Annotated in this window: 12 protein-coding genes; 4 read left to right on the top strand and 8 right to left on the bottom strand. The window is 72.3% G+C overall.

From position 1 onward, the window contains the following. The first annotated feature begins 29 nt into the window (after positions 1–29). Positions 30–686: a histidine phosphatase family protein gene (locus tag MRBLWO14_RS09835; protein ID WP_341932976.1), complete on the top strand. Its 657-nt coding sequence runs from the start codon at positions 30–32 to the stop codon at positions 684–686. Positions 687–735: 49 nt separating this feature from the next. Further along, positions 736–1707 carry a squalene cyclase gene (locus tag MRBLWO14_RS09830; protein ID WP_341932975.1) on the top strand — a complete coding sequence of 324 codons (972 nt, stop codon included), beginning with the start codon at positions 736–738 and terminating at the stop codon, positions 1705–1707. A 15-nt stretch (positions 1708–1722) separates the two neighbouring features. Here MRBLWO14_RS09830 and MRBLWO14_RS09825 read toward each other — a convergent pair whose 3' ends face one another. Next, positions 1723–2253, bottom strand: coding sequence for a hypothetical protein (locus tag MRBLWO14_RS09825; RefSeq protein ID WP_341932974.1), 531 nt, complete (start codon positions 2251–2253; stop codon positions 1723–1725). A 21-nt stretch (positions 2254–2274) separates the two neighbouring features. Next, complete coding sequence (locus MRBLWO14_RS09820; protein ID WP_341932973.1) at positions 2275–2946, bottom strand: hypothetical protein; 672 nt, start codon at positions 2944–2946, stop codon at positions 2275–2277. A gap of 98 nt (positions 2947–3044) precedes the next feature. On the opposite strand from MRBLWO14_RS09820, the gene MRBLWO14_RS09815 reads away from it, so the two are divergent. Continuing rightward, positions 3045–3464, top strand: coding sequence for a Fur family transcriptional regulator (locus MRBLWO14_RS09815; protein WP_341932972.1), 420 nt, complete (start codon positions 3045–3047; stop codon positions 3462–3464). 67 nt (positions 3465–3531) lie between these two features. Further along, on the top strand, positions 3532–5001 hold the full coding sequence (locus MRBLWO14_RS09810; protein ID WP_341932971.1) for a catalase: 1470 nt from the start codon (positions 3532–3534) through the stop codon (positions 4999–5001). A gap of 213 nt (positions 5002–5214) precedes the next feature. On the opposite strand, the gene MRBLWO14_RS09805 is transcribed toward MRBLWO14_RS09810, so the two are convergent. The 6 genes from MRBLWO14_RS09805 to allB are packed head-to-tail and all read right to left on the bottom strand — an operon-like array spanning position 5215 to position 12643. After that, positions 5215–5919, bottom strand: a complete 705-nt coding sequence (locus tag MRBLWO14_RS09805) for a YoaK family protein (protein WP_341932970.1) — start codon at positions 5917–5919, stop codon at positions 5215–5217. Next, complete coding sequence (locus MRBLWO14_RS09800; protein WP_341932969.1) at positions 5916–7265, bottom strand: Zn-dependent hydrolase; 1350 nt, start codon at positions 7263–7265, stop codon at positions 5916–5918. Before MRBLWO14_RS09800 ends, MRBLWO14_RS09805 begins: the two co-directional genes overlap by 4 nt. Beyond that, positions 7262–8497: an alanine--glyoxylate aminotransferase family protein gene (locus tag MRBLWO14_RS09795; protein ID WP_341932968.1), complete on the bottom strand. Its 1236-nt coding sequence runs from the start codon at positions 8495–8497 to the stop codon at positions 7262–7264. The genes MRBLWO14_RS09800 and MRBLWO14_RS09795 overlap by 4 nt, the downstream gene beginning before the upstream one ends. Next, complete coding sequence (locus MRBLWO14_RS09790) at positions 8494–10101, bottom strand: AtzH-like domain-containing protein (protein ID WP_341932967.1); 1608 nt, start codon at positions 10099–10101, stop codon at positions 8494–8496. Before MRBLWO14_RS09790 ends, MRBLWO14_RS09795 begins: the two co-directional genes overlap by 4 nt. Then, positions 10098–11279, bottom strand: coding sequence for an acetamidase/formamidase family protein (locus MRBLWO14_RS09785; protein WP_341932966.1), 1182 nt, complete (start codon positions 11277–11279; stop codon positions 10098–10100). Before MRBLWO14_RS09785 ends, MRBLWO14_RS09790 begins: the two co-directional genes overlap by 4 nt. Further along, positions 11276–12643 carry an allantoinase AllB gene (gene allB / locus MRBLWO14_RS09780; RefSeq protein WP_341932965.1) on the bottom strand — a complete coding sequence of 456 codons (1368 nt, stop codon included), beginning with the start codon at positions 12641–12643 and terminating at the stop codon, positions 11276–11278. Before allB ends, MRBLWO14_RS09785 begins: the two co-directional genes overlap by 4 nt. Positions 12644–12645 lie beyond the last annotated feature (2 nt).

Genomic DNA, 12645 nt, shown 5'->3' with positions numbered 1-12645 from the left:
GGCGAGCGGGCGGCGCGTAGCCTGGGAGGGTGCCCCTGAACGATCCGCTGCCCGACCGCCCCGCACCCGACAACCCCACCGGCAAGCTCGTACTGCTGCGGCACGGCGAGACCGAGTGGTCCAAGGCGGGGCGGCACACCGGTCTCACCGACATCCCGCTGACCGCGCGCGGGGAGGACCTCGCCCGCGGTGCGGGCCGCCTCGTGGCCGACTACGACTTCTCGCTCGTGCTCACGTCTCCGCTCGAGCGCGCCCGGCGCACGGCCGAGCTCGCCGGCCTGCACGCCGAGGTCGATCCGCTGCTCGTCGAGTGGGACTACGGCGGGTACGAGGGCCGCACGACGAAGGACATCCGCGCCGAGCTCGGCTACGACTGGAGCGCGTTCACGCACGGCGTCGTGCGCGGGGAGACGCCCGGCGAGACCGTCGAAGAGGTCGCCGCACGAGCGTCGCGCGTGCTCACCCGCGTGCTGCCCGTGCTCGCCGAGGGCGACGTCGCACTCGTCGCGCACGGCCACTTCCTCCGCATCCTTACCGCCGTCTACCTGCGGCTCGCCCCGCGCTTCGGCGCGCAGATCTCGCTCAACGCGGGGTCGGTGTCGGTGCTGAGCTTCTACCGCGAGCAGCCGGCGATCCTCTCCTGGAACTACGGACTCGAACTGCCGCTCGCCCCGTCGGAGTCCTGACCCGGAAACCCCGTGCGCGATGTCGTAGCGCGGGAGTAGCCTGCCCGTCATGACGACGACGATGTCGACGGAGACGATGCAGTGGCTGCTCGGCGGAGACCCCGCCGTGCGCTGGCAGGTCGAACGCGACCTCGTGCACGCACCGGATGCCGCGTGGCAGGCGACCCGTGCACGGGTGGCGACCGAGGGATTCGGCGCAGCCCTGCTGGCGGCGCAGGATGCCGACGGGCGGTGGGCGGGCGGTGCTCACTTTCCCGCCGGCTTCTTCGACACCGGTGGTCCGGCCGAGACGGATCAGCCGTGGATCGCGACGTCGTGGTCGCTGAACCAGTTGCGCGAGTGGGGCGCCGACGCGGCGGCGCTCGGCGACACCGCCGCCCGCCTCGACCGCAACTGCCGCTGGGAGTACGACGACATGCCCTTCTGGGGCGGCGAGGTCGACGTGTGCATCAACGCGTTCACACTCGCGAACGGCGCGTGGCTCGGCGCAGACGTGTCGCGCCTGGTCGCGTGGTTCCCCGAGCACCGGCTCGCCGACGGCGGCTGGAACTGCGAGGCGGAGGAAGGCGACTCGGTGCGCTCGTCGTTCCACTCGACGCTCAACGCGCTGCGCGGGATGCTGTCGTACGAGCGCTTCACGGGCGACACCTCGCTTCGCGAGGCCCGCCACGCCGGCGAGGAGTACCTGCTGCGACGGCGGCTGCTGTACCGCGAGTCCACGGGCGAACGGGTCGGCGCGTTCGTCGATCACTTCGTGTACCCGTCGCGGCATCAGTACAGCGCGCTGACGGCGCTCGACCACCTGCGCGAGGCGGCTCTCGTCGACGGCACGGCTCCCGATGAGCGGATCGCGGATGCCGTGGCGGTGGTGCGTGCGGCGCGGCGGCCGGACGGGACGTGGCTGCAGGGCGCTCCCCTGCGCGGGCGCACCTGGTTCGACGTCGATGTCCCCGAGGGCGAGCCGTCGCGCTGGCTGACCCTGATCGGCGCACGCGTGCTCGCCTGGGCCGATCGCGGCTAGCGATCGTCGGCGGAGTCAGGCCACCCGCCGCAACGACACCGCGAAGATCGACGGCTCACCCTGCAGATCGAGTTCGACCTTCAGGCCCGTGCTCGTCGTGGTGATGTCGAAGGCGATCGTCGCGTTCGTGCACTGGGTCGGCTGCGGCGAGGGCTCGGCATCCAGATCGCCACTGGATGCCGAGATCGTGCCGTCGCCCCGGCACGCGATCTGCGCCTGGTAGATGCCGGGCTCGAGCGACTGGAACCGCGACATGTAGTGCGCCGACAGGGGCTCGCTGAGCCAGCCGGACAGCGAGCCGACGTACCCGTCGGTCTCCGATCCGGGGACGGCGGTCTCCGCCCAGTCGGGGATCTCGTCGACCGGAAGGGGGAGCTTCTCCGCCGCCGCGGGATCCGGTGTGGGCTCGGGCGAGGTGGTGACCGAGGCGGAGGGCGCCGGGGAGGCGGACGCATCGCGGTCGGCATCTGACATCGGCGTGCAGCCGACCACCCCCGCCGTCGCCGCGAGAACCAGCCCGACCGTCGCCATTCGTCTGCCGTCCATGCCCTCCACGCTACGGAGGCGTCAGGAGAGCGCAACCCCTCGCGGTCTGAGCGACGGGGTGGTCGGGTCGGATCCCCGCGCGGCCGACGCAACGAGAAGCCCTGTCGCCGGGGCGAGGTTGACCATCAGTCCTGGCTGCAGCACGATCGCCACGATGAGCGCGACCGGCGCGGCGATCTCGAGGATCCGCGACGTCCACCCCGTCGTCGCCACGCTCCCCGCTGCGGCGATCGTCCCGACGATCGCCGCGATGGCCGCCGGCCCGACAGCCTGGTTCCAGTATCCGAGTCCGCTCATCGGCGCGTACTCATCACCGACCAGGGTCGCTGAGCCGTATCGGGTCCAGGCGAGGATCCAGGCGACCGATGCCGCGGCGAGGATCACCAGGCACACTCTGGCGATGCGATCGGCGCGGACCAGCAGGGCGACGAGGCCGCCTGCCACGACCGCGACGAACCACATGAGTCCGAGCACCACGGCGACACCGAGGTAGCCGATGCCGTCGGCGCACGTCCATGTGTCGGCGCCCTCACCTCCCGGCGGACCCATGCTGCAGCTGAGGTGCAGCTGTTCGCGGACCATTCCGATGGTGGCCGCGCCGAAGAGGAACCCCGCGAGACCTCCGGCGAGCACCGCGGTCACGGCGAAGAGGACTCCGGTCCGCTCCGTGGCCCTGCGTCTCGATCCGCTCATGTACGAGGCACGTTAGCAGGGCCGCAACCCCTCCAGCATCCCGGGATACGACACGCCGTTCTTTTGAATCATTCAAAAGAACGTGTAGTGTCGGGGGCATGGAAACCACACTCGAGTCGGCGCTTCACGACGCCGGTCTGAGGGCGACCGCGGGCCGCGTCGCCGTTCTCGAGGCGATGGAATCCATGGCCCACACGGATGCGGAGCGCGTGTTCCGCGCAGTCTCCGAGGTGCTGCCGACGACGTCGATCCAGTCGGTGCACAACATCCTCGCGGACCTGACGACGGCGGGCCTGCTCCGCCGGATCGAACCGGCAGGATCCGCAGCGCTCTACGAACGGCGCATCGGCGACAACCACCACCACGTCGTCTGCACCCGCTGCGGTGCGATCGGCGACGTGGACTGCGTCGTCGGCGAAGCACCGTGCCTCACCCCGTCTTCGGCCGGGGGATTCACCGTCCAGACAGCCGAAGTCACCTTCTGGGGCCTCTGCCCCAGTTGCCAGAACGCCGCGTAGGCGTGTCCGCCGACGCCCCCGGAACCCCGGGTGCACTCGTCGCGCCCACGCGCAGAAGGAGAAGATCATGACCGACCCATCCACCACGCCCCTGCCCGCGACCACCACGCAGACGGGCACGCCGGTCGCCAGCGACGCGCACTCCCTCACCGTCGGCGCCGACGGCCCCACGGTTCTGCACGACCGCTACCTGGTCGAGAAGCTCGCGTCGTTCAACCGCGAGCGCGTGCCGGAGCGCAACCCGCACGCGAAGGGCGGCGGCGCGTTCGGCGAGTTCGTCGTCACCGAGGACGTGTCGGCCTACACCCGCGCCGCCGTGTTCCAGCCGGGCGCCACGAGCGAGACGCTGCTGCGCTTCTCGTCCGTCGCCGGTGAGCAGGGCTCGCCCGACACCTGGCGCGACGTACGCGGCTTCTCGCTGCGCTTCTACACGACCGAGGGCAACCTCGACATCGTCGGCAACAACACCCCCACCTTCTTCATCCGCGACGCGATGAAGTTCCCCGACTTCATCCACTCGCAGAAGCGCCTGGGCGACTCCGGTCTGCGGGATGCCGACATGCAGTGGGACTTCTGGACCCTCTCCCCCGAGTCGGCCCACCAGGTCACCTACCTCATGGGCGACCGCGGTCTGCCGCGCAGCTGGCGCCACATGAACGGCTACGGCTCGCACACGTACCAGTGGGTCAACGCCGAGGGCGAGCGCTTCTGGGTGCAGTACCACTTCCTGTCCAACCAGGGCGTCGAGGCGATGGGCGCGGCAGAGGCCGAGCAGCTCGCCGGATCGGATGCCGACTTCTACCGTCGCGACCTGTTCGACGCGATCACCCGCGGCGAGCACCCGTCGTGGGACGTCTACGTGCAGATCATGCCGTACGAGGAGGCCAAGGCCTACCGCTTCAACCCGTTCGACCTGACGAAGACCTGGTCGAAGAAGGACTACCCGCGCATCAAGGTCGGCACGTTCACCCTGAACCGCAACCCGCAGAACTTCTTCGCCGAGATCGAGCAGGCGGCGTTCTCGCCCGGCAACCAGGTGCCCGGCACCGGCATCTCGCCCGACAAGATGCTGATGGCCCGCGTCTTCGCGTACCCCGACGCCCAGCGTCACCGCGTCGGCACGAACTACAACCAGCTGCCCGTGAACCAGCCGCACGCGGCCGAGGTGCGCAACTATATGCACGAGGGCAACATGCAGTACCGGTTCAACCCGGCCGAGCACCGCGTGTACACGCCGAACTCGTACGGCCCTGCCGGCGGCCCCGCCGCCGACCCGCTGGCCGGTGTCGAGGCGAGCTGGGAGTCCGACGGCGAGCTGATCCGCTCGGCCGCGACCCTGCACCTCGACGACGACGACTTCGGTCAGGCCGGAACCCTGTACCGCACGGTCTTCGACGACGAGCAGCGCGCCCGCTTCCTCGAGACCCTCACGGGTCAGGGTCGCGGCCTCACGGTCGACGCGATCCGCGAGCGCTTCTTCCAGTACTGGACGAACGTCGACGCCGCGCTCGGCGAGGCCCTGCGCCGCGCCGTCTGACGCATCTCCGTCGCGCCGAAACCCACCGCGACCGTCGAGACCCATCCCCCGCGCCGTGCGGGAGGGTGGGTCTGGACGGGGCCGGTGGGTTTCGGCGTATCAGGGGACGGGGGCGAGGGACAGGGACGGGGGCGAGGGACAGGGGACGGGGGCGAGGGACAGGGGACGGGGGCGAGGGACGGGGACGGGGACGAGGGGCGGAGAGCGACAGCGTCAGGATGCCGGAACGTGCAGCGCCCGGTGACCGAGAGCGACCACGACGAGCGTGAGCAGCGCGGCGAGCAGCAGCGGCACGGCCACCCCGAGGCGCAGCAGCAGGGCCCCGACGAGCGCCCCGGCGAAGATGATGGCGATCGCCGCGAGCCGCCGATTCCACACGCTGCCGAGGCCGCCGCCGACCAGCGACTCGCTCGCGAACGAGGTGAGCGTCGACGTGACGACGACGGTCGTGACGTCCGCGACGGCGAGACTGCGGGCGACGGCCGCCTGCATCCCCATCGCGGCCGCCGTCGTCGAGGAGGCGACGAGCTCGAGAGCCGGTGCGTCGGCCCAGGCCGGCACGAGGTAGGCGACGCCGAGCAGGGCCAGCACGAGCGCGCCGGCGCCGAGCAGCAGCGAGACGCCGCCGCTCCACACCTTGCGCCGCGAGCGCAGCACCAGGCCGCCGATGAACGCACCGACCGTGAACGTGGCCAGAGCGACCGCGGGTCCGAGCACCGGCAGGTCGTCGGCCCCCGCGACAGCCATGCCGAGGACGACGATGTTGCCGGTCATGTTGCCGACGAACACGCGGTCGAGGCCGAGGAAGCCGACCGCATCGACCACGCCGGTCACGAACGTGAGCACCATCATCATCCACAGCGTGACGGTCGGCGCGCGCTCCCCGGAGCGCGGGTGGGTGATCGTGGTGCTCGTCATCGGATCCTCTCCAGCGTCGCCCGGCTCTCCCCGCCGAGCTGCAGCACGGCCTCGGCGAGGGCACGGATGCCGGTGGCGACGTCGTCCCCGCCGACGAGCTCATCCGGGTGATGGCTCGTGCCGTCGGGGTTCCGCAGGAACATCATGCCCACACCCGTGATGGCGGCGAGCGCCATGCCGTCGTGTCCGGCCTTGCTGAAGATGACGGCGGGGTCGTCGGCACCGTCGGGCAGAGTCGAGCGGATGCCCTCGCGCACCACGTCCTGCAGCAGCGGCGCGCACATCACGGCCGACGCGCTGTGCACCTCGCGCGCCTGCCAGCGCAGCCCCCGCTGCCCGGCGATCGCGTCGATCTCGGCCGAGATCCGCTGCCACACCTCGTCGCGGTGCGCGTCGAGCTCGCCGCGCAGGTCGAGGCTGAACCGCACCTCGCCCGGCACGATGTTGACCGCCCCGGGGAACGCCTCGAACTGCCCGACCGTGCCGATGACGTGGTGCTCGGCCCGACACAGCCGCTCCACCGTGAGCGCGGCCTCGCTCGCGCCGAGCAGCGCATCCCGACGCACCGAGTACGGCGTGCCGCCCGCGTGCCTGGCCTCGCCCTCCATCGTGAACTGGAAGCGCCGTGCGCTCGCGATCGACGACACGACGGCGAGGGCCTCCCCGCGATGGTCGAGCTCAGGGCCCTGCTCGATGTGCGCTTCGAGGTATCCCACGAGCTGCTCCGGCCGGCGCTCGGCCTCCCCGATGCGCTCCGGGTCGAGGCCGAACGCGTGGAAGGCCTCGCGCAGCGTGGTGCCCTCGGCATCCGTCAGCGCCCACCAGTCGTCCTTCCAGGCGCCGGCCACCGCCGAGGAGCCGAGCAGGGCGGTGCCGAAGCGCGTGCCCTCCTCATCCGCGAACGCGACGACCTCGAGCGCGAAGGGGAACGGCGACGCCCATCCTCCGTCGTGGAGGGGCACGCGCAGCATCCGCACGATCTCGATCGCCATGAGCACGCCGACGATCCCGTCGTAGCGTCCGGCGTCGGGCACGGTGTCGAGGTGCGAGCCGAGCACGAGTGCCGGAGCCTCCCGGTCGACACCCGTCCCGCCCGCGGCGTCGAGCCGTCCGATCTGGTTGCCTGCGGCATCCTGCCACGTCGTCATGCCGATCTCGCGCATCCAGCCGGCGGCGAGCGCGTTGCCCTCGGCGTGCTCGCGCGACAGGTACACGCGCTGGATCGCGTCGCTCGCGGCCGACACGGCGGCGAGCTCCTCGCAGCGCTGCATCACGCGACGGGCGGCGTCCGCGACCCTGTCTGGGCCGACGACGGATGCCGGAAGCCGGTCGATCAGCGCGATCATGCCGCACCCCCGTAGACGTCGGAGGCCGCGTCGACGCCGCCGCCAGGGGCGACGCGGGCCCCGGCCCGCCGCAGCACGGCCTCGAGCGCCGCGAGGGTCGTGAGCACGGCATCCTTCCGCGCGTTGTACCCCATGGTGCCGATGCGCCAGACGCGGCCGTGCAGGGGTCCGAAGGAGGTGCCGATCTCGATGCCGAAGTCGTCGAGCAGCGCCTGGCGGGTCGCATCGCCGGCGACCCCGTCGGGGATCTCCACCGCGACGACGTTGTTCATCTTGTGCGCCACGTCGCCGAACACCTCGAGGCCCAGACCGCGCACTCCCGCGAGCATGGCGTCGCCGGCGAGCCGGTGGCGTGCGATCACGGCATCCCTGCCCTCGATCGCGATCGTGCGGGCGCATTCGCGAGCCGCGTAGAGCATCGACGTCGCCTCGGTGTGGTGGTTGAGGCGGCGCGGCCCCCAGTAGTCGAGGATCATGCCGAGGTCGAAGTAGTTCGAGCGCACGAACCGGTCGGACACGGGGTCGCCGGCCTCGCGGATGCCCGCCTCGATGCGCTTGCGGCTCTGCACGACCTCGACGGCTCTCTCGGAGAGGGTGATCGGCGCCGCGCCCGACGGTCCGCTCAGGCACTTCTGCAGTCCGGCGGTCGCCGCGTCGAGTCCCCATGCGTCGGCCTCGAAGTCGTTGCCGCCGAGCGAGGCGGTCGCATCGCAGTAGAACAGCACGCCGTGCCGCGCGCAGAGCTCGCCGATCTCGTCGAGCGGCTGGTTCATGGTGGTGGACGTGTCGCCCTGCACGATCGCGAGCACGGCCGGCCGCACCCGCTCGATCGCCTCGGCGATCGCCGACACGGGGAACACCTGCCCCCAGTCGGTCTCGATCGTGTGCACCTCGGCGCCCGCACGTTCGGCGATCTCGACGAGGAGGTGCCCGAAGCGTCCGAAGATCGGCACCAGCACGCGGTCGCCCTGGTTCACGAGCGATACGATCGCCGCCTCGATACCGGCTCGCGAGGTGCCGTCGACGAGCAGGGTCGCCTCGTTCCGGGTCGCCCAGACCGCGCGGTACAGCTCCTGTGTCTCGGCCATCGCGGTCGTCATGAAGGGGTCGTACTGTCCGACGAGCGGAGCCGACAGGGCGCGCAGCACGCTCGGGTACGCCGACACCGGACCGGGGCCCATGAGGAGGCGGGCGGGCGGGTCGATGGGGGCGGGGATGCGGGCATCCGTCATTGTTCTTCCGTTCTCTGTGTCATCGAGGTCATGAGGCGGCGCGCGAGCCGCACGAGGGCGGCGTCGCTGCCGGGGCGGCCGATCAGGCTCACGCCGACCGGTGCCGGACCGAGCGGCGACGCCACGGTGAGCAGCGGCGCGGTCACCGACGGCAGTCCGGCGATCGACGCCGGGTTGGTGAGGCGCATGGTCGCCTGACGCGTGCGCTCGGTCGCGAACTCACCCGCCGAGCGCGACGGGGCGGGACCCGGCACGGTCGGCAGCAGCAGCACGTCGTCGAGCACGAGACGGCGGATGCGGTCGCGCAGCGACGCGGCGACGGTGAGCGCCTCGGCCTCTTCCTCCGGAGTGACCGCCGCCGCACGACGGAATCGCTCCGCGACCGCTGCTCCCAGCGCCCCCTCGTGCCGCCGCACCCAGGAGCCGTGCGCACGCCAGGCCTCGGCGGCCTGCAGCGTGCGGAACGTCGCGGCGAACTCCTCGGGGGCGCCGAGCGAGACGTCTGTCACGCACAGATCGTGCGCGGCGCTGTCGGTCTGGGTGCGGAGCGCATCGGTGAAGGCGGAGAACGCATCCAGGGTCGCGGGGTCGAGGTCGGCGAGCAGCTCGACGGGAACGGCGAAGCGCCGCGGTAGCTCGGCATCCTGCAGATCACTCGCGGGGCGCTCCCGCTCTCCCCCGCGCAGGCTCCAGTCGACGACCCGCTGCAGCGTCTCGCCGTCGCGCGCGATCCAGCCGACGGTGTCGAACGAGGGCGCCAGCGGAAGAACGCCGTGAGTCGACACGAGCCCGTGCGTGGTGCGCAGGCCCCACAGCCCCTGGTACGAGGCCGGCACGCGGATCGATCCGGCCGTGTCGGTCGCGAGCGCGACGTCGGCCTGCCCGGTCGCGACGGCCGAGGCCGCGCCGCTCGACGATCCACCGGGCAGCGCTCCGGGCAGGGCGCCGTTCGGCGGAGTGCCGTAGTGCGGGTTGTCGCCGGCCATCGAGTACGCGAACTCGTCGGTGCGGGCGATGCCCCGCACGGCCGCACCGCCCTGCAGCAGATCGGCCACGGCGGGGGCCGTCGTGCGCTCGACCCGTGCCGCATCGAGGAACGTCGGGTTGCCGGCCCCGATGCGGTGGCCCGAGATCGCGAACAGGTCTTTCACGGCGACCGTCAGGCCGGTGAGCGCTCCCTCGGCGGCAGCCGGTCGCAGGGGGTCGCCGACCGTGCGCCAGATCGAGCGGTCGAGCGGCTGCGCCCTCGGGCTGACGTGCGCGGCGGTGATCAGCCAGCGCCCGTCGATGCGCTGCCAGACCTGGGTCTGCAGACCGGTACCACCCGCGCGGTAGCGCGAGGTCGACACGAGCAGTGCGACGTCGCCGCCCTCGCCGAGCGGGCGGTACTCGACCCGCTCGATCGTGCGCGGCGGCACGCCCCCGCGTCCGCTGCGGAACGCGCTGATCGCGTCATGACCGACGAGCAGCCCCGTGTGGTCGCCGCGCATCGTGGCGGGCCCCGGCGCGAACGACGCGTCGAGCACGGGCACGTCGTCGGCCACGATCGCGCGCTCGTACTCCTCGAACGCGGCGCGCAGCTCGGCCGGCATGGTGGCGGTCACGGCGTCTCCCCCTCGGCGGGGCGCAGTGCCGGGGACGCGGGAGCGGACTCGGCAGCCGGGACGGACGCGGCAGGGCGGTCGACGCGCACGAAGTCCGCCTCCCTGATGCGCGCGTGCACCCCGCACACGACGTCGACGACCTGGGAGATGTCGAAGTCGGTCGCGGCGGAGAGGTACGCGTAGGCGAGGTGCTCGTCGAGCCCCCACCGCGCCTGCACGACATCGATCGCCGCGCGCACGCAGTTCCTCATCGCGAGGCCGAGATCGGGATCGAGTCCGGTCGGCACGAGGTACTCCGGAGTCCGCACGAGGGGGCCCGCGAGCTCGCCGAACTCTGCGAGCGCGACCGCACGCGGCACGACGTCGAAGCGCAGGGTCGCCCGCAGCGAGGCCTCGAGCGCCGTGAGCGCCACCTCGCCGTCGCCCTGCGCGAAGTGCGGATCGCCGACGTACGCCAGAGCCCCGGCGACCTGCACCGGCAGGTACAGCGCGGTGCCCTCGACGAGCAGGCGGATGTCGATGTTGCCGCCGTGCGACCCCGGCGGAACGGAGTGCGGTCGCGCGTCACCCGCCACCGCGACGCCCATCGTTCCGAGGAACGGCGCGAGAGGGAACTCCACGAGGCCCGGTCCGCCCTCGTGAACGGGCAGCACGCCGACGAGTCCGTCCGGCCGCTCCTCGACGGGGGTGAACACGCTGACGGACCCCGGATGCCGTGGCAGCTCGCCCGCGAGGGCGCCCTTGCCGTGACGGTTCGAGATCACGCCGTACGGCACTCGCGGTTCGAGTCGGACGACCGTGATCCGCAGCAGGTCGCCGGGCTCCGCGCCCCGCACGAGGATGGGCCCGGTGACGACGTGCGGTCCGTCGTGGTGCGGGTCGCGCGCGACGGACGCGGCGATGGCCGCGGCATCCGTCAGCACCTCCTCGGCGGGCACCCCGTGCGCGCCGAAGAACGCGACCGGGTCGCCGCCCTGGTCGTCGAGGAGTCCCTCGTGGCTGACCGTGTCGACCGTGACGGTGGCGCCGGAATCGACGATCAGCGCCGGGCGGTCGGTCTCGCACGGCAGGCGTCCCCACAGCACGGTCTCGGGCGACGCCGGCAGGTAGTGGTCTCCGGCGATGGCGCCGACGCCCGGTTGCAGCACGGCGAAGGTCGCGACGGTGTCGATGGTCATGCGGAGATCTCCCTCGCGGTGAGCAGCCGGCCGGATGCGGCGGCGGGGCGCGTCGCCCCGGCATCCTCGGCGGTGATGTCGTGGATCAGGGCCCCGCGCAGCCAGGTGCGGCGGATGCGACCGATGAGGTCGCGTCCGTCGTACGCCGTGATGGGATTGCGGTGCCAGAGCTCGGCCGCCCGCACGGCGAAGCGCTCGGCCGGCGCGAACTCGGTGAGGTGGGCCGGCGCGCCGACGGCGATCTCGCCGACCCCGGCGAGTCCGGCGACGCGTGCGGGTCCGTTCGCGAAGAGCGGCAGCAGCACCTCGAGCGGGATGCCGCGGGTCAGCGCCTCCGTCCACACGGCGGACAGACCGACCTGCAGCCCCGAGATGCCGCCCCAGGCGAGACCGAAGTCGCCGTCGCCCGCCGTCTTGAGCTCCGCGGTGCTGGGCGAGTGGTCGCTGACGATCGCGTCGATCAGCCCGTCGCGGATCCCGTCCCACAGCAGATCGCGGTTGCGCGCCTCGCGGATCGGCGGGCAGCACTTGAACTCGCTCGCGCCGTCGGGGATGTCCTCGGCGATCAGCGTCAGGTAGTGCGGACAGGTCTCGACCGTCAGCGCGACGCCGTCGGCCTTGGCCTGCGCGATGAGCGGTAGCGCGGTGGCATCGCTGAGGTGCAGGATGTGCACGGTGGCCCCGGTGCGTCGCGCGGCGTCGATCACGGCCGCGATCGCCGCGGCCTCACTCGCCGGCGGACGGGAGTCGAGGAAGGCGCGGTACCCGCGACCCAGCGCGCCGGGCGGGTCGAGCAGCGTCGGATCCTCGGCGTGCACGATGAGCCGCGAGCCGATGGCGGCGACCTCGACCATCGCGCGGTCGAGCTGGTCGAGGTCGAGGTGCGGGAACTCGTCGACGCCGGAGGGCGAGAGGAAGCACTTGAACCCGAACACGCCCTCGTCGTGCAGCGCGGCGAGCGAGCCGAGGTTGTCCGGCACGGCGCCGCCCCAGAACCCGACGTCGACATGCGCGGCGCCGGCAGCCGCCCGCCTCTTCACGGCGAGCGCGTCGGGGGTGGTCGTCGGCGGCAGGGAGTTCAACGGCATGTCGATGATCGTCGTGACGCCGCCGGCCGCGGCCGCGCGGGTGGCGGACGGGAAGCCCTCCCACTCCGTGCGGCCGGGGTCGTTGACGTGCACGTGCGAGTCGACGAGCCCGGGGAGCAGGACGGCCTCGTCGGCGACGAGCACGTCGGGCGTCCGCTCCGGCGAGGGGTCGTCGACCGCGACGATCACGCCGTCGGCGACGGTGAGGTCGGCGGGGCGCAGAGCGCCGTCGATCCAGGCGCGGGCGGCCCGGACGGTGGTGCGGGTACTGCTCATGC

This window comes from Microbacterium sp. LWO14-1.2 (assembly GCF_038397715.1).
In the GTDB taxonomy this organism is placed as follows: domain Bacteria; phylum Actinomycetota; class Actinomycetes; order Actinomycetales; family Microbacteriaceae; genus Microbacterium.
The sequence above is the reverse complement of the archived record's forward strand: the minus strand, read 5'-3'. Positions and strand labels throughout refer to the sequence as shown.